Origin of the sequence: Streptomyces buecherae (genome assembly GCF_014295035.1) — a bacterium.
Lineage (GTDB): Bacteria > Actinomycetota > Actinomycetes > Streptomycetales > Streptomycetaceae > Streptomyces > Streptomyces youssoufiensis.
This window is the reverse complement of the sequence record NZ_CP060404.1, coordinates 8,259,449-8,282,390: the sequence shown is the minus strand read 5'-3', so window position 1 is coordinate 8,282,390 and position 22,942 is coordinate 8,259,449. Positions and strand designations below refer to the sequence as shown.

Below are 22,942 nucleotides of genomic sequence, written 5' to 3'. Positions count from 1 at the left end.
TGGGCTGTGTACGGGTCGCGTCAGGGGTATCGACTCCGTGGTTACTCGCTGGTTAGGGTGCGCCCGCAAGGCAACGGCGGGGCAGGGAGGCTGCGGTGGTCACGACGGACGAGGCGAGCGACGAGGCGCTGTACGTGCTGACCGCGGTGCTGCTCACTCCGGCGCGGTTCCCGGGCGTTCTCGGGGACGACTATCCGCAGGTGTGTCAGGCCCTCGGCCTCGCGCCCCGGCCCGACGGCTACGGTCTGGTGCTCGGCCAGGACGGCGCGGGCGCGCGCTGGACCGTGGTCACCGATGACGTGTCGTTGGTCGCCTGCGCGCTCGCGGCCTGGGACTGCGGAATGGACTACGACCTGACGCCGGGTGAGCGCGGTGTCGTGACCGCGCTGCCCGGCTGGCCGCTCGCGGTCGCGGTGGCGGCGCCGGGAGTACCGGAGCCGCACGACCCCGCGCCCGAGCCGGGCCCCGACGGGCTGGTCCGCTCGCCGCTTCGCCCACCGGACTGCGAGCGGTGGGGGCCGGCGCAACGGCGGTTGGGCGCGGATGAGATCGCGCTGCGGTGGGCGGAGTGGCGGGAGCAGGTCGGCGACGACGTCACGTTCGTCCAGCCCGGCGCTGATGCTGGCGCGACCACCGACGCGGCCGGGGTGGCGGACGCGGCCCCGGATGACGCCGATGCCGCGTCCGCCACCCCGGCTTCGCACACCGAGCGCGCGGAGAGCGGAGTTACCGCGCCGGGGCACGCCGGAGTGCGGCGGGTGTTGCGCGAGGCTCATGGCTACCTCCGCACTCCCCCGCCGCCGGGGCGAGTGCGCTCGGCGTACGCGTCGGGCGAGGCGCGCACCCTGCGCGCCGACGGGCCGGGGTGGAGCCTGGTGGCCAGGACCGACGACATCGCGTTCGTCCTGTTGGACGAGGAACCGGGCGAGGTCCTTCCGGTGGGGCGCGGCCCGGAGCTGCCCCGCCTGTTGGCCGCGTTGGACGCCTTGGCCATGCGTTCGGCGTAGGGCGCCACACGTCGCGGCCAGCCCCTGGTGCGCGGGCGCGGCGCTCCGGCGGGCGTTGGCGTGCCGCGCGTCGGAGGCGGCCAGCGTGGGCGCTGTCGTCCGTCCCCCGGAACATGCCACGCTCTCGCCGTGGGCGCCGGGCCGTGGCGTCCGGCCGGGTGTGGGGCGGCCCGAGCGGGCCGCCCGGGTCAGGGCGCTACACGCGTTCCAGGGGGCGGTGCGGGCCGACCGGGAGTTCCACGCGGATGGCGTCGCCCGGGCGGACCGCTCCGCCCTCGCGGACAATGCTCATGACGCCGGCCTTGCGGACGACCCGTCCGTCCGCGTCCCGGCCTACGACCCGCTCCAGCAGTCCGTCGGAGAAGCCGTCGATCTGCCGGCACGGGTTGCGCAGCCCCGTCACCTCGACGACGGCCGTCGCGCCGAGGCGCAGCAGGGTGCCGACCGGCAGGCCGAGGAGGTCGACGCCGCTCGTGGTGACGTTCTCGCCGAGGTCGCCCGGGCGCACGGTGAAGCCGGCCGCCGCCAGATCGGAGAACAGTTCCGACTGGAGCAGGTGGACCTGGCGCAGGTTGGGCTGGGTGGGATTCCGGGCGACGCGGGAGCGGTGCTGGACCGTGACGCCGAGGTGGGCGTCGCCTTCCACGCCCAGCCCGGCGAGCAGGGTGATCTCCTCCCGTACCGGCTTGCTGAACGCATGCCGGTCGTCACTGCACACCGCTGTGACCGTCGCACCCATGCCGGGGCGCCCCTCTCCTCGTGCCGTGACTCGCTCCGGCATTCTGACATTCGTTGCCCCGTGAAACCATGCCGTCTTGGCTGGGTTCGGGGGCTGCGACGCTGGTCAGCGGCCCAGTTGCTTGCGCGAGGCGCGGCGCAGCCGGGTCCGCTGTGAGGAGTCGAGCAGGAGGTAGGCGCCGACCGGAACACCGATCATGACCAGGAACGCCAACCAGTTCGGGAGCAGCCACAGCAGCACCACTCCCGTCACCACTCCGCCAACGGCGACCTTCGCACGGTTCGACATCGTCTCCGCCTCCTCCTGCGCGTGTGCCGCTCTCTCCATCCTGTCAACGGTTTCGGTGCGCGGCTCGTTCCACGGGTCAGCGGAGCGGGGCGCCGACGTCGTGCATGTGGCGTAGGGCCCAGGCGTAGGAGGCGACGAGGCCGGTCTCGGTGTACGGCAGGCCGAGCCGTGCGCAGTGCGCCCTGACCAGGGGCTGGGCGAGCGGCAGGTGGGGGCGGGCCATGCTGGGGAAGAGGTGGTGCTCGATCTGGTAGTTCAGGCCGCCGAGCAGCCAGTCGGTGGCCCGGCCGCCGCGTATGTTGCGCGAGGTGACGACCTGGCGCTTGAGGTGCCCCCAGCGGTCGTGTTGCGGGTCGGGCATGTCCATGCCCTTGTGGCCGGGGGCGAAGGCCATGCCCAGGTAGAGGCCGAAGAGCGCGTGGTGCACGAGGGCGAAGACGGCTGCCTTGCCCGGGGAGAGCACGGCCAGCAGGAACCCGACGTAGCAGAGGTAGTGGGCGGCCAGCAGTGACGCCTCCACGACGCGCTCGCGCGGCGCCTGGCGGCGTAGGTCGCGCAGGCCGGAGACCTTGAGGTTGAGCCCTTCCAGCAGCAGCATCGGGAAGAACAGCCGTGCCTGGTGGCGGGTGAGCCAGCGGGTGAAGCCCTGTCGGAGCGCGGCCTGGTGCCGGGTCCACACGAGGGCGCCGACGGCGACGTCGGGGTCCTTGTCGATGTGGTTGGGGTTGGCGTGGTGCCGGTTGTGCTTGTCGTTCCACCAGGCCCGGCTCATGCCGAGGAACAGGTTGCCGTGGACGAGGCCGATCACCGCGCTGACGCGGCGGTCGGTGGTGATCTGGGCGTGTCCGGCGTCGTGTCCGACGAAGGCGCTGCGGGCCCAGAAGACGGCCGCGGGCACGGCGAGCGCCACCACCCACCACGAGTCGCCCACCAGCGCGACCGCCGCCACGACGGCCGCCAGGGCCAGCAGGTTGAGACCTATTCCCACCACGTACCAGCCGGTGCGCCGCTCCAGCAGGCCGGCCGCCCGCACCTCGCGCAGCAGGGGTGCGAAGTCGCTGCCCGCGGTGGGCGGGCGGGAACCGCCGAGCGATGCGAGGGGGGCTTCGGCGGTGGCCTGTTGCATGGGCGTCTCCGGTGCACTGTGACGATCCCCGTGCGACCGCATGCCGTACGGGGTCTGACCTTGAGGAAGGTATGCGCTACGAACCGCACATAGCCATGGCGGACGCCCCCGGCCCGTGCGGGGGCCACGCCCCGTAGCACAAGGGGGTGCTAGCACCACCCCTCGCACCCCGCCACGGGGCAGCAGGTCGGTATCGGCGCACGCCAGGGGGTGTGCGCCCGGCAGGCCGGGGCGGAATCGGCGCCGCATTCGCGGGGCACGGGACGAGAGCCGGGGCGACGTGGGATTCCTCACTGCGCGCGACGGCCCGCGGGCGTGCGGCGTCCGCTATCCTCGGCCGCCATCGGCGTTCACTAGTCAAATTTGAGGAATGCAGCAGCCTGTGACCCCACCTGCCCCAGCCCGCTCCCTGCCGCTCCCGCAACTCGCCCAGCTCGGCCGCTGCTCGGCCGTCTTCCTTCCCGGCGACCCGGCGCGTACCGGCCAGATCGCCTTCTGGCAGCCGGACGACCCCTCCCGCGCTCCCCTGGGCCCCGACTCCGAGCCCGACTCCGACTCCGACTCCGACCACGAGCTGACCGTCCTCGTCGCGGAGGGCTCCGGGGTGGCGGCCCTGTCGGTGCGCGCCACGGTGCTCCCCGTACGCGACGCGCTGCCGGCGCTCACCCGGGCCAGGGCCGCGCGGACCGACACCGCGGCCGCCTTCTGGGGCGCCGCCGCGGTGTTGGCCCTCCAGTTGGCCGCGCGCGGGCGGCTGTTGCCCGGGCTCAGCGCCGCCGATCACGACGCCTGGCGGGTCGGCCCGCTGGACGAGGCGGACCTGCTGCGCGTGCGCGAACTGGCCGCGGCCATGCCCCCGGCCGCCCACGCGGCGCCGCGGCCCTCCCCCGAGACCGCCGGCGACGCCGACGCGGACCCGGGCGATCTGCTGCTGGCCGAGCCCGAGCACCTGTTGCGCTCCTTCCTCGACGCGGTCGCCGACGGGCTGCCGCGCTCCCCCGCCGCCGCGCTCGCCGCGGGCAGCCCCGCCTTCGCCGCGCCCGAGCCCGTGCGCCTGCCCGAGCAGCGCGCGTGGGCCGCCAGCATCGCCGCCGGGCACGACGCGGGGGTACGGCTCTCGCTGCGTGTCGAGGTCCTGGGGCTCACGGCGCGCGCGGTCTCGGACGGACTGGCGCCCGAGACCGCCGGCGACGCCGACACTGCTGCCGACGACAGCGGCGCTCGGGCGCGGTTTCGCGCCGTGCTCCAGTTGCACAGCGCCACCGATCCCACGCTGGTGGCCGACGCCGCCGAGGTGTGGGGCGGCGACGCGCGGCTGGCCGCCGAACTGGGGCCACGGGCGCGGATGGACGCGCTGCTCACGCTGCGCCGGGCGGCCCGGGCCTGGGCGCCGCTGGCGCCGCTGCTCTCCGCGGCCGTGCCGGACGCGCTCGACTTGGCCGACGAGGAGGTGAGCGAGCTGCTCGGCCCGGCGACGGCCGCGCTGGAGGCGGAGGGCGTGCGCGTGCACTGGCCACGGGAGCTGGCCCGCGAGCTGACCGCCCGCGCCGTGGTCGGCCCGCCCGACGACGCGTACGCGCGGGACGCTTCCGGACTGCCGACCTTCCTCTCCGCGTCCGCCCTGCTGGACTTCAGTTGGCGGTTCGCGATCGGCGACGTGGAGCTGACCCGCGCCGAACTCGACCGGCTCGCCGAGGCCAACCGGCCGGTGGTGCGGCTGCGCGACCAGTGGGTGCTCATCGACCCGGCCGTGGTCCGCCGCGCCCGCGAGCGCAAGGACCGTACGGTCACCCCGGTCGCCGCGCTCGGCGCCGCGCTGACCGGGCGGACCGAGGTCGCCGGCGCCGAGGTGGAGGTCGAGGCGACGGGCTGGCTCGCGGCGCTGCGCGACCGGCTGCTCGGGGCAAGCGCGCACGGGGAGAAGGGTGAGACGGCCGACGGGCTGGCCGAGCCGGTGCCACAGCCGGCCGCGCTCGCCGCCACGCTCCGCGACTACCAGTTGCGCGGGTTGGCCTGGTTGCACCAGATGACCTCGCTCGGGCTCGGCGGCTGCCTCGCCGACGACATGGGCCTCGGCAAGACCATCACGCTGATCGCCCTGCACCTGCACCGCCAGACGGCGCCCGAGGCGGCCGGACCCACGCTCGTGGTCTGCCCGACGTCGCTGCTCGGCAACTGGGAACGGGAGATCAACACCTTCGCGCCCGGCACCACGGTCCGCCGCTTCCACGGTTCCGCGCGCGACCTGGACGCGGTACCGGACGGCGCCTTCGTCCTCACCACCTACGGCACCATGCGACGCGACGCCGCGCGGCTCGCCGAGGTGGGCTGGGGCATGGTCGTCGCCGACGAGGCGCAGCACGTCAAGAACCCGTACGCGGCGACCGCGCGGGAACTGCGGACCATCGGCGCGAAGGCGCGGGTGGCGCTGTCCGGCACCCCGGTGGAGAACAACCTCTCCGAACTGTGGGCGATCCTCGACTGGACCACGCCCGGCCTCCTCGGGCCGCTGGCGCGCTTTCGCACCCGCTACGGACAGGCGGTGGAGGGCGGGGACCCGGCGGCGGCCGAGCGCCTCGGCAGGCTCATCCGCCCGTTCCTGCTGCGCCGCCGCAAGTCCGATCCCGGGATCGCGCCGGAGCTGCCGCCGAAGACGGAGACCGACCGGGCCGTGGCGCTGACCAGGGAACAGACCGGGCTTTATGAGGCGGTGGTGCGCGAGACGTTGGCCGAGATCGCGGGCGCGGACGCCCTCGCGCGCCGCGGCCTGGTGCTCAAGCTGCTGACCTCGCTCAAGCAGGTGTGCAACCACCCGGCGCAGTTCCTGCGGGAGGACGACCCGGTCATCGAGGGCCGCTCGGGCAAGCTGGAGCTGCTCGACGAGTTGTTGGACACCGTGCTGGCCGAGGGCGCCAGCGTGCTGGTCTTCACGCAGTACGTGGTGATGGCTCGCCTCCTCGAACGGCACCTGGCCGCGCGGGGTGTGCCCACCCAACTCCTGCACGGCGGCACGCCGGTGGCCCGCCGCGAGGAGATGGTGCGCCGCTTCCAGGACGGGCGGGTACCGGTCTTCCTGCTCTCCCTCAAGGCCGCCGGCACCGGCCTGAACCTCACCCGGGCCGAACACGTCGTGCACTACGACCGGTGGTGGAACCCGGCGGTCGAGGCCCAGGCCACCGACCGCGCGTACCGCATCGGCCAGACACAGCCGGTGCAGGTGCACCGCATCATCGCCGAGGGCACGGTGGAGGACCGGATCGCGGCCATGTTGGAGCGCAAGCGCGAGTTGGCGGACGCCGTGCTCGGGTCCGGCGAGTCGGCGCTGACCGAGTTGTCCGACGCGGAGTTGACGGAGCTGGTGGCGCTGCGCCCGGCGGGCACGAGGGGGGCCATGTGATGTTCCCCGACGACCTGAGCGCGATCCACGGTGCACACGACGGACACGAGGAGGACGAGCTGTACGACGGGGCTGGCGAGGACGCGTACGAGGGGGCGACGGACGACCCCTACGGGGACGAGGCCGGGACGCGCCCGAAGCGGTCGGCGGGGAGCGGGGCGGTGGAGCGCACCTTCGCGGCGCTGCCGCCCGCGCACGGGCGGGGCTTCGCGCAGACGTGGTGGGGCCTGGCGTGGCTGAAGGCCCTGGAGGACACGGCGCTGGACAACCAGCAGCTCAAGAAGGGGCGCAAGCAGGCCAGGGAGGGCGCCGTCGGCGCGGTGAGCGTCCGGCCCGGTCGGATCACCGCCGTGGTGCGGGGCAGGGACCGCACGCCGTACCGCTCGGACGTGTTGCTGCGGGAGCTGACGCCGGGCGAGTGGGACCGGTTCCTCGACATGGTCGCCGACCGGGCGGGGCACATCGCCGCGCTCCTCGACCGCGACATGCCGCCGCACCTGGTGGAGGACGCCGCAGCGGCGGGCGTGGAACTGCTCCCCGGCATCGGCGACCTGGAGCCCGAGTGCGGCTGCGAGGCGTGGGACCACTGCCCGCACACGGCCGCGCTGTGCTACCAGCTCGCCCGGTTGCTGGACCAGGACCCGTTCGTGTTGCTGCTGCTGCGGGGGCGGGGCGAGCGGGAGTTGCTCGACGACCTCCAGGCGCGCTCGGCCGTGCGCGCCGCCGCACACGCTCCGCAGCGCGCGAGCAGCGCGCCGGCGCCGCGCACGGTCCCGGCGCGCGAGGTGTTCGCTGAGGCGCTGGCCGTCGCCCCGCTGCCCGCGCCGCCGCCACCGGTGGCGGAGCCGGGCCGCCCGCCCCGGTTGCGCGGCGAGGAGGCGCCGGCCGACCCGCCGGCGGGCGGGGTGCCCGTCCCCGACGCCGAGGCGCTGGAGTTCCTGGCGGCCGACGCCGCGGTCCGCGCGCGGCACCTGCTGACGCAGGCGTGCGCGCCGGGTCACGCCGACGCGCCCGCGCCCGTGGAACTGACCGAGTGGCAGGACGCGGTGCGGCTGGCCGCGTCCGCCCCGGGGTCGCGCGTCATGGCCCGGCTCGCGGCGGGCTGCGGCCGGGACGGCGCCGACCTCGACCGCGCCGTGCGGGCCTGGGAGTACGGTGGGCGCGACGCGCTGGCCGTACTCGACGAGCGGTGGACGCCGGACGCCGAGGCGCTGGCGCGCGCCGGCGCACAGCTCGCCCGGGCCTGGGAGGACGAGGCGGGCCGGCCCCGGTTGCGCGCCGAGGGCAACCGGTGGACGGCGCACGACGGCCGGGCCCAGCTCCGCTACGGCCGTGACGGACGCTGGTGGCCGTACCGCGAGGAGGGCGGCCAGTGGTATCCGGCCGGGCCCGCGGCCACCGACCCCGCGACGGCACTGGCCGGCGCGCTCCGCGGCGACTGACCCACCGACCGGCGGCGCGCGGCGTACGGGCGGGACCGGCCACGTTCGTACGCCCCGCGTCGGACCCTGCCAACCGGGGACGCGGCCCGTGGGGCGCGCGAGCCGGAGCGGTACGCGGCGGCGCGTCCCGGGCGGTAGGCGGCCGACCCGGGACGCGCCGCGATGGCGTTGGCGACACCCCTGGGGGGCGGCCCGCCACGGGGCGAGCCGCCGGCCGATGGCCCCGTCCCGTTTGCGATGGCGACGGGGGTCTTGCGGGACCTTGTCCTTTCTGATGACACAATGCGGTGGTCGCACCTTCAACCACCTACTGCTCCAGAGAGGCCATGGGAATGGCATTTGCCCTGCTACGCCGTCGTCACCGCGTTACGGGGAGGGAGGCCATGCCCCTGCCACCAGGCTCCGGGTCGCTGGAATGCGTGGTGCTCGACCCGGTGCGACTCCCGCTCCCCCGGGCCGAGGTTTCCGTTCGCGACGCCGAGGGCCGTGAGGTCGTACGCGGCCAGACCGACCCCAACGGCCGCTTCGCGACGACCGTGCGGCCCGGCGCGTACGGCCTCTCCATCACCTCCGACGGCTACCAGCCCGTGCGCCGCGACTGCCTGGCCATCGACGGCGTGCGCACCACCGTCGACTCGGTGGCCATGGACCTCGCCCCGCAGCCGTCGCTGCCGACGCCCGGTGCGTGGCGCATCGACCCCGACCACAGCGCGGTGCGCTTCGTCGCGCGGCACATCGGGCTCGCCGCGGTACACGGCCGGTTCAACCAGTTCGAGGGAACCCTGATGGTCGGGGAGCGCATGGAGGACTCCCGCCTGGAGGTCGCCATCGACACCGCGAGCATCGACACCAACGTGCGCCAGCGCGACGACCACCTGCGCTCGGCGGATTTCCTCGACGTCGCCGCCTACCCCTCCATGTACTTCGCCAGCGAGCGCTTCGTGCACCGAGGCGGGTCCCGCTGGTCCGTCCAGGGCGCCCTGAACCTGCACGGCGTCAGCCGCAGCGTCGCGCTCGACACCCGCTACCTGGGCCTTGGCACCGGCATCGCCGGGGAGACCCGGGCCGCGTGCAGCGCGACGGCCGAGTTGCACCGCGAGGACTTCACCCTCGACTGGCGCACCATGCTCTCGCGGGGCATCGCGGTGGTCGGGGCGACCATTCGCGTCGAGCTGGACATCCAGGCGGTCCCCGAGGGGTAGCGCGCCCGGCGGGCCACGGGCCAACGGTCGCCACACGCCGGACCGTTGACCCGCCGCGCGCCCACTCCCGGCGGATACCATGCACGACCGTCCGTAGCGGACGCCGAGGCACCGCCAGGCTGGAGGAGAGCGCATGACCGTGGCCGCCGTACCCGAGGGACCGCTCGTCATCGGGGTGGACAGTTCGACCCAGTCCACCAAGGTGCTCGCCGTCGACGCCGCGACGGGCGCGGTGCTCGCCCGCGGCCGGGCCGCGCACACCGTCAGCCCGGGCCCGGCCAGGGAGAGCGACCCCCGGCAGTGGTGGACGGCGCTGTGCGAGGCGCTTGAACAGTGCGGCGGCTACGCCCGCCAGGCCGCCGCCGTCTCCGTCGGCGCGCAACAGCACGGCCTGGTCACCCTGGACGCCGCCGGCGAGCCCATCCGCCCGGCGCTGCTGTGGAACGACGTGCGCTCGGCCGACCAACGCGACCGACTCATCAGCGAGTTGGGCGGCCCGCGGGCGTGGGCGGGGCGGCTGGGCAGCGTGCCGCCGCCGGCCTTCACGGTGACCAAGTGGGCCTGGCTGCGCGAGCGTGAACCCGCGGCGGCCCGGGCGACGGCGGCGGTCCGACTGCCGCACGACTACCTCACCGAGCGGCTCACCGGCCAGGCCGTCACCGACCGCGGGGACGCGTCGGGCACCGGCTGGTGGGGCACCGAACGCCAGGAGTACGACCGGCGGGTGCTCGACCACGTGGGGCTGACCCCGGAGATGCTGCCCAGGGTGTTGCGGCCCGGCGAGGCGGCGGGCACGGTGCGCCAGGTGCCCGGGCTGCCGCTGCCCGCCGGCGCGCTGGTGGCCACCGGCACGGGCGACAACATGGCGGCGGCGCTCGGCCTCGGGTTGCGCGCCGGGCAGCCCGTACTCAGCCTCGGCACCTCCGGCACCGTCTACGCCGTCTCCGACCGGCGACCCACCGACCCCACCGGCACGGTCGCGGGCTTCGCCGACGCGCGCGACGCCTGGCTGCCGCTGGCCTGCACGCTCAACTGCACCCTGGCCGTGGACCGGTTCGCGGCCCTGCTCGGCCGCGACCGCGAGGCCGTGGAGCCCGGCGGCACGGTGACCGTGCTGCCCTTCCTCGACGGGGAGCGCACCCCGCACCTGCCCGCGGCCACCGGCATGCTGCACGGCCTGCGCCACGACACCTCCCCGGGCCAGGTGCTCCAGGCGGCGTACGACGGCGCGGTGTACGCGTTGCTCACCGCGTTGGAGACGGTGCTCGGCCCGGACGCCGACCCGCGGGCGCCGCTGCTGTTGATCGGCGGCGGCGCGCGGGGCACCGCGTGGCGCACCACCATCCAGCGGCTGAGCGGTCGCCCGGTGCGCGTGCCGCGCGCCCAGGACCTGGTGGCCCTGGGCGCGGCGGCGCAGGCCGCCGGGCTGCTGCTCGGCGAGGACCCGGTGGCCGTGGCCCGGCGCTGGGCGACGGCCGACGGTCCGTCGTACGAGGCCGTGCCGCGCGACGACGCGGCGCTGGAGCGCGTCGCGGCGACGCTGGCCGGCGCCGGCACGCTGCTCGGCGCCTCCTGACCGGCCGACGGCGGTGGTCGCCGGTGGCTCACTTCCTGGCCAGGCAGAAGGGGTGGCCGGCCGGGTCGACCAGCACCCGCCACCGCTCGCCGCCCGGCTGGTGCGCCGGCTCGCGCGCGCCCAGCTCCACCAGGCGGCTCCGGGCCCGGTCGAGGTCGTCGACCGCGAAGTCGAGGTGGAACTGCTGCGGCGCGGCGGGGTCCGGCCAGCGCGGGGGCCGGTAGTCGGCTACGCGCTGGAATCCGATGACCAGCCCGTCCTCGCGCGTGAGCCCGGCGAAGTCCGCGTTGGACGCGGGGTGCGGGGTGAGCCCGGTGGCCCGCTGGTAGAACGCGGCGAGCGCCAGCGGGTCGGGGCAGTCGAGGTTGATGGCCGTGAGCCGCATGGGCGGGGACGTCGTCATGTGCGGGTGCCTACCCACCGGGCCCTCGGCGCGCCCGTCGGCGGCCGGCCGGGGCGCGCCGCCCCGGGGCCATCCCGCCGCGCGGGACCCGTCCGGCGCCGATCGGTGGTCACAGGGCGCGGTGCATGATGTGCAGCCCGACGAACCCCTCGGTCGGGTGCTGGAAGCCCTCGGGCAGCGTGCCGATGACGGTGAAGCCCAGGGACTTCCACAGGGCGACCGCCCGGGTGTTGGTCTCCACGACCGCGTTGAACTGCATGGCGCGGAAGCCCTCGGAGCGGGCCCAGTCCAGGACGTAGGTGCCAAGAGCCCGGCCGATGCCGCGCCCGGAAACCCGCGGGTCGACCATGAAGCTGGCGCTCGCGATGTGGGCGGCGGGGCCCATGTGGTTCGGGTTCATCTTCGCCGTGCCGAGCACCGTGCCCTCGTCGTCGACGGCCACCACGGTGCGGCTCGGCGGGGCGAGCATCCACATCTCGCGCGCCCGTTCCTCGCTCAGGTCACGCGGATAGGTGTAGGTCTCGCCGGCGGCGACGATCTCCCGCAGGAAGGGCCAGATGGCCGGCCAGTCGTCGGCGGTGGCAACGTTGATCTGCATGGCGGTCAGCATGCGCGAGGCCCCGCCGTGGGGCCAGCGAATTTTCGCCACCCCCGCGGCGGGGCCCCGGCACGGCGCCCGCGCTCCGGCGGGCGCCGGCCGGCGAGCCGCGCCCCGCGCTCCTACGATGGGCCGATGAGCGTAGGAACGTCCGCCATAGATGCGGTGCCGACGAAGTCGTCCCCCGTCCGCGCGCGCTGAGCCGGGCTCAGCGGGCCGCGCGCAGGAACGCCTCCAGGCCGGCCAGGTCGTCCGTGTTGAGGTGGTCGACGCCCGCGGCCAGCAGCTCGCTCCAGACCGCGTCCCGCGCCGGGCCCGCCTGGTCGGGCGTCGCCCAGAAGCGCACCCGCTGGCGTCGCGCGTGGGCGGTGTCCACGATCTGCCGCAGCTTGGCGCGCTCGGCCCTGGGCATCGGGCCCACGCCCGACCAGGTGAAGCTGTGCGTCCAGTTGCTGCTGATCAGCGGGATGAAGGAGGCCGGCACTCCGGTGCCGAGGTCGTCCAGGCGGCCGTCGTAGAAGGCGTGGCGCACCCGCTCGGCCTCCATCGCCGGCCGGGCGGCCCGGTCGCCGGAGATGACCGGGGTGACGGCGCCCTCGAAGACCCGCCCGCCAGCGGTGAAGCTCAGCATCGAGCGGTAGCGGCGCAGCCGCCTGGAGAGCACCCGGTAGGTCGCGTCGCCCTGGTTCTTGATGTCGATGAGCAGTTGCAACGACTGGCGGTGGCCCGGGTAGACGCGTCCGCCGCCCGCCCGCACCCGGCGCAGCAGCGGGTCCAGGTAGAGCCGCTCCAGGGTGCGCGTCGGGTCAAGCTCCGCCTCCTCGTGCGCGACCAGGAGCTGACCGTCCACCAGCCAGATGTCGGCCTCGACGCTGGTGAAGCCGTGCGCCAGCGCGTCGTGCAGGGGGCGGGGGTGCTCGTAGTCGTTGTGCGCGTGCGCCTGGCGCAGCGGCGGCTTGCCGCCGTGGTGGCCGCCCCGTGTCTCGGCGTACGCGGGCGCGGCGATGCCGCCCGCGAGCGCGGTGGCTCCGAGGGTGACGACGAACGCTCGTCGGGTGCTGTGGGGCATGGCGGCCTCCTGGCTCTCGCCCCGGCGCGGGGCCGGGGGTGCACGACGGACGCCAGTGAGTATCGGTCGCGCCGGGGTCGTCCGACAGTGACGCGCGGAGAGTTCCGCAGGTGGTCGTCAGCCATTTCCCTGCCGTTCTGGGCCTCCGCCGCGCCATGTGGGGATGCCTTCGGTAGCGATGGGTGGCCGAGGCAGGGAATGGGGCGAGCATGAGGACACGGTTGAGTGGTGGGCGCGCGGCACTGGGCGTGGTGGTCGCCTGGTTGGCCCTGTTGGGTGGGGGGTTGGTCAGTGCGCCGGTGGCGGACGCGGCCGATGCCGGGCCGCGCTTCACCCAGCGCGCGACGATCGCGCCCGGGGTGGAGTACCGGGAGTTCTCGGTCGACTCCTCGCACGGCACGGCCTACGGGCACCTGCTCTCGATCGACCTGCGGACCCCGGGGCTCTCGCTCGACCTCGTCCACCCGGGCGCGGTGGGGGCGCGGGCGCCGCTGTCACAACTGGCCGGCCGGCGGGGCGCCGTGGCCGCGGTCAACGGCGACTTCTTCAACATCAACGAGAGCCAGCACCCGGGCGTCGAGGCGACCGGCGCGCCGGTGGGGCCGGCCATCGCCGCGGGACACCGGCTCAAGGGCGCCGTGCCGCTGGGCCAGCGGTTCGGGCCCAAGCTGCCGCCCGGCACGGGCACCGAGGACGTCATCGCGGTCGGCAGGAACCGCACCGCGCGGCTCGACCGGCTGAGCCTGCGCGGCACGGTCCGTACGCCGCACGGCTCGTTGGCGTTGCGTGGCCTGAACCAGTACGCGCTGGCGGAGAACGGCATCGGGGCCTTCACCGCGGCGTGGGGTCAAACCTCCCGGGTGCGGGCGACGTGTGGCACCGACACCGACCGGGGAGCACCGTGCAGCGCCGAGACGTACGAGGTGACGGTACGCAAGGGCCGGGTGAGCCAGGTGGCGGAGACCCCGGGCGGCGGGCCGGTGGCCGCGGACTCGGTGGTGCTGGTGGGGCGCGAGGCGGGCGCGGCGTCGTTGCGCGGGCTCAGGGTGGGTGACCGGGTGTCGGTGCGGCACGCGCTGACCGCCAGCCGACCGGGCCCGTTGGCGTTCGCGGTGGGCGGCTATCCGATCGCGCGCGGCCAGCAGCCGTTGGCGGGCCTGGACGACGCCACGCCCGCCGTGCGCTCGGCGGCCGGCATCGGCGCGGGCGGGCACCGCGTGTATCTGCTGTCGCTGGACGGCCGGCCCGAATACCGCGCGGGGTTGACCATCGCCGAGTTGGCCGAACTGATGCTCGCCCTGGGCGCCGACGACGCGGTGAATCTGGACGGCGGAGGCTCGGCCACGATGGTGACGCGTGAACCGGGAACGCCAGGTCCGGCGGTGCGTAACAACCCGTCAGGGGGCGTTGAGCGAGCCATCCCCAATGGGATTGGAGTATTTACCGCGATTTAACTCATAGATTTATGCCACTCTTTCGAGTGAATGCAACCGCTTAAATCCGCTGATAGCTTCGGGACTGCTTCGGGGGTACCCCCTCCGCATGTCCGTTTCGGGGTTAGGTGACCATTTAATGACGACGTCAGTGGAATCGAGTTCGGCCGGCGCGGCGGGCCAGCAGTCGCAACTGAGCCTGAGCACGCGAGCCGCGCGGAATCTCGCCACGACGACCAAAACGGTTCCGCAGATGCAGGGAATCACCTCGCGGTGGTTGCTGCGCGTGCTGCCGTGGATCCCCGTGTCCAGCGGCGCGTACCGCGTCAACCGCAGGTTGAGCTACACGGTGGGCGACGGCCGGGTCACGTTCTCCAGCACGGGTTCCGAGGTGCGGGTCATCCCGCCGGAGCTGCGGGAGTTGCCGCTCCTGCGCGACCTCGGCGCCGATGCCGTGCTCACCGCGCTGGCCGACCGCTTCACGCAGCGCGATTTCACCCCGGGCGAGGTGCTGGTCGAGGCGGGCCAGAGCGCGGACCAGGTGGTGCTGATCGCGCACGGCAAGCTCAACAAGGTCGGCACCGGCAAGTACGGCGACGAGACCGTGCTCGGCGTGCTGGCCGACGGCGACCACGTGGGCGACGACGGGTTGGTGGGGCCCGAGCGGACGTGGCCGTTCGCGCTCAAGGCGCTGACCAGCGGCACGGTGCTCACCCTGAGCCGGGCCTCGTTCCAGGGCCTGGTCGGCGAGGACGCCGAACTGCGCGCGCACGTCGAGCGCTTCGTGAGCCAGGGCGAGCTGCCGCGCAACGCGCAGGGTGAGGCCGAGATCGCGGTGGCCGCGGGTCACGCGGGCGAGCCGGTGCTCGGTGGCACATTCGTGGACTACGAGTTGGCGCCGCGCGAGTACGAACTCAGCGTCGCCCAGACCGTCCTGCGCGTCCACACCCGCGTCGCCGACCTCTACAACGAACCCATGAACCAGGTCGAAGAACAACTGCGACTCACCGTCGAAGCGCTCCGCGAACGCCAAGAACACGAAATGATCAACAACCGCGACTTCGGCCTCCTCCACAACGCCGACCTCAGCCAGCGCATCCACACCCGCACCGGCCCACCCACCCCCGACGACCTCGACGAACTGCTGGCCACCGTCTGGAAGGACCCGGGCGTTATCCTGGCCCACCCGCGGGCCATCGCGGCCATCGGTCGGGAGTTCAACGCGCGGGGCATCTACCCGCAGAGCATCGACTACGGCGGCCACGCCGTGCCGGCCTGGCGGGGCGTGCCCGTGCTGCCGTGCAACAAGATCGGCGTCAGCGAGAGCGGCACCACCTCGATCCTCGTGATGCGTACCGGTCAAGAAAAGCAGGGCGTGGTCGGTCTCCAGCCCACCGCGTTGCCCGACGAAATCCAACCAGGGCTTTCCGTTCGCTTTATGGGAATTAGCGAACAGGCCATCATGTCCTACCTCGTCAGCGCGTACTACTCCGCCGCCGTTCTCGTGCCGGACGCGCTCGGCATTCTCGAAGACGTGGAAATCGGCCGCTGAACCGCCTCGCCAGACATCTCCAGCGGTCACTTCCGGCATCACGAAACCTTACGAAAGGTTGTTCCAAGAAATGACGACTTCCGCGGAAACGGGGTCGGCGGCAGGCGCCGAGCAGCAGCTCAGCCTGGGCACCGCAGCCGCTCGCAACCTGGCCACCACGACGAAGACCGTCCCGCAGATGCAGGGCATCTCGACGCGTTGGCTGCTGCGGGTGCTGCCCTGGGTGCAGGTCCAGGCCGGCACGTACCGGGTGAACCGGCGACTCACGTACACGGTCGGGGACGGCCGGGTCGAGTTCGTCACCACCGGTGCCGAGGTCCGGGTGATCCCGCCGGAGCTAGGGGAGCTGCCGCTGCTGCGCGGGTTCGCGGACTCCGCCGCGCTTGAGGCGCTCGCGGGCGCCTTCGAGCAGCGGGAGTACGACGCGGGGAGCGTGCTGGTCGAGGCGGGCCGGAGCGCGGACCAGGTGGTACTGATCGCGCACGGCAAGCTCAACAAGGTCGGCACCGGCAAGTACGGCGACGAGACCGTGCTCGGCGTGCTGGCCGACGGCGACTACTTCGGCGACCGGGTGCCGGTGGACCAGGACGCCGTGTGGGAGTACACGGTCAAGGCCGTCACCCGGTGCACGGTGCTCACGCTCTCCCGGCAGGCGTTCCAGACCGTCGCCGAGCGGCACGCCGCGCTCACGGAGCACACCGAGGCGTTCGCGGCCCGTCCCGAGCTGCCGACCAACCGGCGGGGTGAGGCGAACATCGCGGTGGCGTCGGGCCACTCGGGCGAACCGGTGCTCGAAGGAACTTTCGTTGACTACGAGTTGGCGCCGCGCGAGTACGAACTCAGCGTCGCCCAGACCGTCCTGCGCGTCCACACCCGCGTCGCCGACCTCTACAACGAACCCATGAACCAGATCGAAGAACAACTGCGACTCACCGTCGAAGCGCTCCGCGAACGCCAAGAACACGAAATGATCAACAACCGCGACTTCGGCCTCCTCCACAATGCCGACCTCAGCCAGCGCATCCACACCCGCACCGGCCCGCCCACCCCCGACGACCTCGACGAACTGCTCTCGCGTCGGCGGAAGACGCAGTACCTGCTGGCCCACCCGCGGACCATCGCCGCGTTCGGCCGCGAGTGCAACAGCCGCGGGCTGTACCCGACGGGCGTGGACTTCATGGGTTCGTCGGTGCGGGCCTGGCGCGGGGTGCCGCTGCTGCCCTGCAACAAGATCCCGATCAGCGAGACGGGCACGAGTTCGATCCTCGCCATGCGCACCGGTGAGGCGGACCAGGGCGTCGTCGGCCTGCACCAGACCGGCATCCCGGACGAGTACCAGCCGAGCCTGAACGTCCGCTTCATGGGCATCAACGAGCAGGCGGTCTCGTCCTACCTGGTCAGCGCGTACTACTCCGCCGCCGTCCTGGTGCCGGACGCGCTGGGCATCCTGGAGGACGTCGAGATCGGCCTCTGACGCGGCTCGGACCGGCCGTCAGCGACTGGCGCCGGCCGACACCGACCGTGTGGCCGTGGGGCCCGGGCGACGGCACCGGACCTCACGGCCACAGGTGTGCCCGCGGGCGCGTCGGGCGATCGGGCCCACGTCAGTCCGCGTCGGCGCCGGACAGCTCGGCCCAGCCGACGGTGCGGTCGCACCACCGGGTGAGCAGCGCGCGGTCGTGGCCCACGGCGAGCAGGCCCGCGCCGCTCTCGCGCCGGTACTCCTCCACCACGTGCACCAGCGCGGCGGTGGTGGACGCGTCGAGCATGGCGGTCATCTCGTCGCAGACCAGCCAACGCGGGCGCAGGGCGAGCGCGCGGGCGAGGCAGGCGCGCTGCAACTGGCCGTCGCTGACCTCGTGCGGGCGACGGGTCAAAAGGTCGTCGCCGAGGCCGACCCGGTGCGCCATCTCGCCGGTGCGCGCCACCGCTTCGCGGCCCCGGCCCGTGGCCCGCAGCGGCTCCGCGATCAGGTCGGCGAGCCGCAGCCGCGGATCGGCCGAGAGCCGTGGCTGCTGGAAGATCACGCCGTAGGCGGTGCGTTGGGCGCGCGGCGCGCGGTGGCGCCAGCCTCGGGCCACCTCACCGTCGAGTACCACGCGCCCCGCGTCGGGCCGGTGCAGCAGGGCCGCCACCCGGGCCAGGGTCGACTTGCCGCAGCCGCTGGGGCCGAGCAATCCCACCGCCTCGCCGTCCGCGACGCGCAGCGATACCCCGCGTACGACGGGGGACCGCCGGTCGTACCCGGCCGTGATGTCGCGCAGCTCAAGCATGGGGGGCCTCATCGGTGCGTGGCTCGGCGGCGCCCGGGGCGGCGTCGGTCGGCTGCTCCGCGCGCGTGGCGGTGTGCTGTGCGCGGGCTGGGGCGTGGTGGCAGGCCACGTCGTCCAGGAGCGCGGGGAGCGCGGCGCACCGCTCGGTCGCCTGGTCGCAGCGGGGGGCGAAGGCACAACCGGCCGGCAGGTCGCCGAGTTCCGGGGGCATGCCGGGGATGGGTGTGAAGGAACGCTCGGGCAGGGCGTCGAGCAGCCGCCTGGCGTACGGGTGGCGGGGGCCCGGGTCGCCGAAGAAGTCGCGGGCGTCGGCGATCTCCACGATGCGGCCGGCGTACATCACGGCGACGCGGTCGGCGATGCGCTCCGCCGCGACCAGGTCGTGGGTGATCATGAGCAGCGCGCGGGCCCGGTGCTCGGTGTTCGCCGGTTCGCTGGTCGGCGCGGCGGCGGGCGGTTCGGTGTTCGCCGGCCCCGGCGGTCGGCGGGGCGGCGGCGGGCGCGGGGTCCTGGTGGGTGGGAGCCGTCTGGTGCGCCGGGGCCGGCGTCGGGGAGATGTGGCGGCGCAGTTCGTCCACCGTACGGTCGACGAGGTCGCGGTCGAGGCCGGTGGTCGGCTCGTCCGCGAGCAGCAGCGCGGCGTCACCCACCAGGGCCAGGGCGGTCGCCGCGCGTTGGGCGAGGCCGCCGGAGAGCTGGTGCGGGTAGCGGTCGAGGTGGTCGGCGGGGAACGCGGCCCGGTCTGCCGCCTCCCGCGCCGCGCGCCGCAACTCGGGGCGGCGAACCCCGGTCAGCTCCCGTACCGTCTCCTCCAACTGGGCGCGCACGGTGCGCACCGGGGTGAGGTGGGCGGACGGGCTCTGCGGGACGAGGCCCACCCGTCGCCCCCGGATGGCGCGGGAGAGCAGGCGCTCGTCGGCGGTCAGCAGCTCGACGGGCTCCGCGTCGGCCGGGCCGGCCAGGTGGGCCGTGCCGGCGGTCTCCGCGTTGCCCGGCAGCAGCCCGAGCAGCGCGGAGGCGAGTACGGACTTGCCGCAGCCGCTCTCCCCCACCAGGGCCAGGCACTCGCCGGGCCGCAGCGCGAAGGTGGCGTCGGAGACGGCGGCGATGTGCCGGCCGCCGCGCATCCGGAAGCGGACCGAGAGGCCGTTCACGGCGAGGACCGGGGTCGACCGGTCGGGGCCCGTCACAGCGTCAGCTCCGATCGACGGCGCGGGTTGATACGTTCCCGCCAGGCGCCGGCGAGGCCCGCGATGGCCAGGGTGGGGATGATGATCAGCAGGCCGGGGAAGAGGGTGGGCCACCAGTCGCCGGCGAGCAGTGAGCTGCGGGCGCTCTGCACCATCGCGCCCAGGCTGGCCTTGTGGCTGGGCAGGCCGAGGCCGAGGAAGGAGAGCGCGGACTCGTGCCAGATGGCGTGCGGCACCATCAGTACGGCGGCGAGTCCGGCCTGCGGCAGCACCGCGGGCAGCAGGTGACGCACCGTCACGCGCAGCCGCGACGCCCCGCCGGAGATGGCCGCCTCCACGTAGGGGCGGGACCGCAGCGAAAGGAGTTCGGCGCGCACGATGCGGGCGGTGGACAGCCAGTGCGTCAGCGCCACCGAGATGACCACCGGCCAGACGCCGGGTTGGAACATGGCCACGATGAAGATGCCGAGCAGCAGGTGCGGCACCGAGGAGAAGACGTCCACGAGCCGCATCACGACCCGGTCCGTCCAGCCGCCGACGGCGCCGGCGAGCGCGCCGACGGCGGTGCCGATCACGGTGGCGGCCAGCGCGGCGACGACCCCGACCAGGAGGGAGACGCGCAGCCCGTACACGCAGCGCAGCAGCAGGTCGCGGCCGACGTCGTCGGTGCCGAAGGGGTGGTCGAGCGAGGGTGCGCGCAGCTTGTCGGCCAGGTGCACGGCCTGTTCGTCCAGCGGGAAGAACAGCGGCACGAGCAGCACGGTCAGGACGACGACCGCCACGAGCCCGGCGCTGACGCGCACCCGCAGCGCGCGGCTGCCGCGCTGGGCGCCGGCGGCAGCGGTCCGCCAGCGCGGGGCGGGCGAGCCGCGCTCCACCGAGGTGGGCGGGGCGGCTTCGGCGGTGGGCGTGAAATCAGCCATCGAAGCCCACCCGGGGGTCGGCGAGGCCGTACAGCAGGTCGGAGAGCAGGTTGCCGGCGAGCACCGCGACCGTGGCGAGCACGGTGAGGGCCGCGAGCAGCGGGAAGTCCACGCTGGTGGCGGCCTCGACGGTGGCGGAGGCGATGCCCGGCCAACTGAAGACGGTCTCGATCAGCAGGGCCCCGGTGATCAGCTCCGGGACGCGGGAACCGACGAGGGTGAGTACCGGCAGCAGTCCCGAGCGCAGCGCGTGGCCGAAGAGGACGGTGCGCTCGCTGAGCCCACGGGCGCGGGCACCGCGCACGGGGTCCTCGTCCATCGCGTCGCCGACGCCCTGGCGTACGTAGAGCACGAACCACGGCAGTTGGGAGACGGCGAGCACGGCGGCCGGCAGGATCAGGTGGTGGGTGACCTGGCCCGCCGTGGCGACCTCGCTCGCGGTGTCGGTGAGCCCGCCGGCGGGCAGCGCGTCCAGCTTGAGGGCGAACAGCCACACGGCCAGCAGCCCGAGCCAGAACGGCGGCGCGGCCTCCAGCGTGTAGCAGACGAAGGTGATCGCGCGGTCGAACAGGCCGCCCCGGCGCCGGGCCGCGAGCACGCCGAGCACGGTGCCGCCGAGCACCGCGAGGGTGAAGGCGACCGCGCACAGCAGCGTGGACCAGCCGATGCGCTCCGCGATGACCTCGGCGACGGGCTGCCGCAGCGAGCTGGAGTCGCCCAGGTCGCCGGTGACGGCCGAGGTCAGCCAGTCCCACCAGCGGACGGTGAACGGGTCGTCGGCGCCCAGGTTGGCGCGCAACTGGTCGAGGTTCTCCTGCGAGGCGGTGAGCCCCGCGGTGCCGGCGTACGCCTTGACCGGGTCGAAGGGCGAGGCCGCCGCGATGGCGAAGACGCCGAAGGTCACGCAGAACAGCACGGGCACCGCGAACAGCACCCGGCGCCCGACCAGCCGCGCCATCGGCAGCCACGGCAGGCCCGGGCGCCGGGTCCGCGTCACTTCTTGGGCCGCCACTTCTCGACGTTCCACCACGGGCCGGAGGCCAGGCCGTGGTCGTGCGGCTCGACCTGGGTGGTCAGCGACTGCCAGCGGTCGGCGAGGACGTAGAGGTGGTCGATGTGGGTGAGGAAGGTGTACCCGGGGTCGTCGACCAGTTCGCGCTGGATGGTGTCGTACGCGGCCTTCCGCTTGGCCTTGTCGCCGCTGCGCCGGCCCTCGGCGAGCGCCTTGTCGACGTCCGGGTTGTCGTAGAAGGCCATGTTGTTGAAGCCGTCGCCGGCCAGGGCGGAGTTCAGCAGCGTGTACTGGTCGAAGTCGGGGTCGGCCGGGCTGCCGCCGCCCGCGAGGACCGCGTCCCGCTTCATCCGCGGCTCGATGACCTCCCAGGTGCCGGACTGCACCTTGATCTCGATGCCGGCCTTCTTGGCGTCGGAGGCGTAGGCCAGCGCGTGGTCCTGGCGGAGCTTGTCGCCGCTGAGGTACCAGAGGGTGAACGAGGCGCGCTTGCCGTTCTTCGCGCGGACGCCGCCCTTGCCCGGCTTCCAGCCCGCCTCGTCCAGGATGCGCTGGGCCGCCGCCAGGTCGTGGCGGCGCTCGGTGCCCTTGGTGAACCACTCGCTGTCGGTGGGGACCGGTCCGTAGGCTTCCTTGCCCGCGCCGTCCAGGATGCCGTCGACCATGGCCTTGCGGTCCACCGCCACGTCGAGCGCGCGGCGCACGGCGCGGTCACCGGCCACCGGGTTGTCGCTGGGCAGCGTGACGGTGCGGTAGTCGTAGGTCCTGGCGGTCAGGGTGCGCAGGTCGTCGTCGCTCTTGAAGGTGGCGGCGAGGTTGGGCGGCAGGATGGCGCCGTCGAGGTCGCCGGAGCGCAGCCGGGTGGCGCGCACGTCGTCGTCCTTGATGATCGCCATCGTGAACTTCTTGACCTTCGGCACGCCGCCCCAGTAGGTGGGGTTGGCCCTGAAGACGAGCTTCTCGCCCTTGCTCCAGCTACTGAGGACGTAGGGCCCGGTACCGATGGGCTTGGTGGTGAGGGAGCCCGTGTTCACGTCCTGCTTGCTCGCCACGTGTTCCGGCGCGATGGGCAGCACGGTGCGCTCGGCGAACGGCGCGTACGGGTACTTGAGACGGAAGACGACCGTCTTGTCGCCCTTCTTCTCGACGCTCTTGATCGCGTCGAGTTCGGTCTTGGACGCGTTGTTGGTCTTCTTGTCGAGAATGGTGCGGTAGGTGAAGACCACGTCGTCCGCGTCGAACGGCTCCCCGTCGCTGAAGCGCACGCCGTCGCGGAGGGTGTAGGTGTACGTCAGGCCGTCGCCGGAGACCTGCGGCAGCCTGGCCGCGAGGGCGGGCTTGAGCCGCATCTTCGCGTCGTGCGTCAGCAGCCCGTCGAAGATCTTGGAGTTGCCGTCCTTGCCGTAGCCGAGGAGCGGGCTGAGCGTGTCGGGCTCGTACGCGATGCCGACGACCGCCGCGTCCCTGGGGCCGCCGCTCTTGCCGTTGTCCGGGGTGGAGCACGCTGCCGCGCCCACTGCCAGGACGCCCGCCGTCGTCGCGGCGGTCAGGGTCCGTATCGTCCGGGCCGTCATGCCCCACCTCTGTTGAAGATCAACCGTTACTGCGAAACGGTCGCAATTAAACAACATGTCGAAGCGAAGGCCCAGAGGGGGTGCGCGCCTGGCCACACCACGCCATGGAACGGACGGTTTCGGACGGCTGACCCGCCG

Annotated in this window: 18 protein-coding genes and 1 pseudogene; 8 read left to right on the top strand and 11 right to left on the bottom strand. The window is 73.9% G+C overall.

Features of this window, described 5'->3' with window-relative positions; all coding sequences use genetic code 11:
- Positions 1-95: 95 nt before the first annotated feature.
- Complete coding sequence (locus tag H7H31_RS32840) at positions 96-1,007, top strand: hypothetical protein (RefSeq protein ID WP_187064745.1); 912 nt, start codon at positions 96-98, stop codon at positions 1,005-1,007.
- A 196-nt stretch (positions 1,008-1,203) separates the two neighbouring features.
- Here H7H31_RS32840 and H7H31_RS32835 read toward each other — a convergent pair whose 3' ends face one another.
- The 3 genes from H7H31_RS32835 to H7H31_RS32825 all read right to left on the bottom strand — a co-directional run bounded on the left by H7H31_RS32835 (position 1,204) and on the right by H7H31_RS32825 (position 3,160).
- On the bottom strand, positions 1,204-1,746 hold the full coding sequence (locus H7H31_RS32835) for an MOSC domain-containing protein (RefSeq protein WP_187064744.1): 543 nt from the start codon (positions 1,744-1,746) through the stop codon (positions 1,204-1,206).
- A gap of 105 nt (positions 1,747-1,851) precedes the next feature.
- A complete protein-coding gene (locus tag H7H31_RS32830; protein WP_187064778.1) occupies positions 1,852-2,034 on the bottom strand; it encodes a hypothetical protein in 183 nt (60 codons plus the stop codon).
- Between the two features lie 76 nt (positions 2,035-2,110).
- Positions 2,111-3,160, bottom strand: coding sequence for an acyl-CoA desaturase (locus tag H7H31_RS32825; RefSeq protein WP_187064743.1), 1,050 nt, complete (start codon positions 3,158-3,160; stop codon positions 2,111-2,113).
- Between the two features lie 370 nt (positions 3,161-3,530).
- Here H7H31_RS32825 and H7H31_RS32820 point away from each other — a divergent pair, with 370 nt between their 5' ends.
- The 4 genes from H7H31_RS32820 to xylB all read left to right on the top strand — a co-directional run bounded on the left by H7H31_RS32820 (position 3,531) and on the right by xylB (position 10,777).
- Positions 3,531-6,557, top strand: a complete 3,027-nt coding sequence (locus H7H31_RS32820; protein WP_187064742.1) for a DEAD/DEAH box helicase — start codon at positions 3,531-3,533, stop codon at positions 6,555-6,557.
- On the top strand, positions 6,557-7,999 hold the full coding sequence (locus H7H31_RS32815; protein ID WP_232110210.1) for an SWF or SNF family helicase: 1,443 nt from the start codon (positions 6,557-6,559) through the stop codon (positions 7,997-7,999). Before H7H31_RS32820 ends, H7H31_RS32815 begins: the two co-directional genes overlap by 1 nt.
- A 332-nt stretch (positions 8,000-8,331) precedes the next feature.
- Positions 8,332-9,201: a YceI family protein gene (locus tag H7H31_RS32810; RefSeq protein ID WP_187064741.1), complete on the top strand. Its 870-nt coding sequence runs from the start codon at positions 8,332-8,334 to the stop codon at positions 9,199-9,201.
- Between the two features lie 133 nt (positions 9,202-9,334).
- Positions 9,335-10,777 carry a xylulokinase gene (xylB, locus tag H7H31_RS32805; protein WP_187064740.1) on the top strand — a complete coding sequence of 481 codons (1,443 nt, stop codon included), beginning with the start codon at positions 9,335-9,337 and terminating at the stop codon, positions 10,775-10,777.
- A gap of 28 nt (positions 10,778-10,805) precedes the next feature.
- On the opposite strand, the gene H7H31_RS32800 is transcribed toward xylB, so the two are convergent.
- From H7H31_RS32800 to H7H31_RS32790, 3 genes are all read right to left on the bottom strand, one after another.
- Positions 10,806-11,180 (bottom strand): VOC family protein, encoded by a 375-nt coding sequence (locus H7H31_RS32800; RefSeq protein ID WP_232110208.1) that lies wholly within the window; start codon positions 11,178-11,180, stop codon positions 10,806-10,808.
- A 109-nt stretch (positions 11,181-11,289) separates the two neighbouring features.
- Positions 11,290-11,778, bottom strand: a complete 489-nt coding sequence (locus tag H7H31_RS32795) for a GNAT family N-acetyltransferase (RefSeq protein ID WP_187064739.1) — start codon at positions 11,776-11,778, stop codon at positions 11,290-11,292.
- A 208-nt stretch (positions 11,779-11,986) separates the two neighbouring features.
- A complete protein-coding gene (locus H7H31_RS32790) occupies positions 11,987-12,847 on the bottom strand; it encodes a phosphatidylinositol-specific phospholipase C/glycerophosphodiester phosphodiesterase family protein (RefSeq protein ID WP_187064738.1) in 861 nt (286 codons plus the stop codon).
- 209 nt (positions 12,848-13,056) lie between these two features.
- On the opposite strand from H7H31_RS32790, the gene H7H31_RS32785 reads away from it, so the two are divergent.
- The 3 genes from H7H31_RS32785 to H7H31_RS32775 all read left to right on the top strand — a co-directional run bounded on the left by H7H31_RS32785 (position 13,057) and on the right by H7H31_RS32775 (position 17,306).
- Positions 13,057-14,301 (top strand): phosphodiester glycosidase family protein, encoded by a 1,245-nt coding sequence (locus tag H7H31_RS32785; RefSeq protein ID WP_187064737.1) that lies wholly within the window; start codon positions 13,057-13,059, stop codon positions 14,299-14,301.
- Between the two features lie 118 nt (positions 14,302-14,419).
- On the top strand, positions 14,420-15,832 hold the full coding sequence (locus H7H31_RS32780) for a family 2B encapsulin nanocompartment shell protein (RefSeq protein WP_187064736.1): 1,413 nt from the start codon (positions 14,420-14,422) through the stop codon (positions 15,830-15,832).
- A gap of 70 nt (positions 15,833-15,902) precedes the next feature.
- Complete coding sequence (locus H7H31_RS32775; RefSeq protein WP_187064735.1) at positions 15,903-17,306, top strand: family 2B encapsulin nanocompartment shell protein; 1,404 nt, start codon at positions 15,903-15,905, stop codon at positions 17,304-17,306.
- Between the two features lie 130 nt (positions 17,307-17,436).
- Here H7H31_RS32775 and H7H31_RS32770 read toward each other — a convergent pair whose 3' ends face one another.
- From H7H31_RS32770 to H7H31_RS32745, 5 genes and pseudogenes are all read right to left on the bottom strand, one after another.
- The gene (locus H7H31_RS32770) at positions 17,437-18,105 is read right to left on the bottom strand and encodes an ABC transporter ATP-binding protein (protein WP_187064734.1); all 669 of its coding nucleotides are present in this window, start codon (positions 18,103-18,105) and stop codon (positions 17,437-17,439) included.
- A pseudogene (locus H7H31_RS35110) lies at positions 18,098-19,232 on the bottom strand (ABC transporter ATP-binding protein). The gene H7H31_RS32770 and the pseudogene H7H31_RS35110 overlap by 8 nt, the downstream one beginning before the upstream one ends.
- Positions 19,233-19,291: 59 nt before the next feature.
- The gene (locus tag H7H31_RS32755) at positions 19,292-20,218 is read right to left on the bottom strand and encodes an ABC transporter permease (protein ID WP_187061804.1); all 927 of its coding nucleotides are present in this window, start codon (positions 20,216-20,218) and stop codon (positions 19,292-19,294) included.
- A complete protein-coding gene (locus tag H7H31_RS32750; protein WP_176165793.1) occupies positions 20,211-21,176 on the bottom strand; it encodes an ABC transporter permease in 966 nt (321 codons plus the stop codon). Before H7H31_RS32750 ends, H7H31_RS32755 begins: the two co-directional genes overlap by 8 nt.
- A 35-nt stretch (positions 21,177-21,211) precedes the next feature.
- On the bottom strand, positions 21,212-22,804 hold the full coding sequence (locus H7H31_RS32745; RefSeq protein WP_187061805.1) for an ABC transporter substrate-binding protein: 1,593 nt from the start codon (positions 22,802-22,804) through the stop codon (positions 21,212-21,214).
- Between the last annotated feature and the right edge of the window lie 138 nt (positions 22,805-22,942).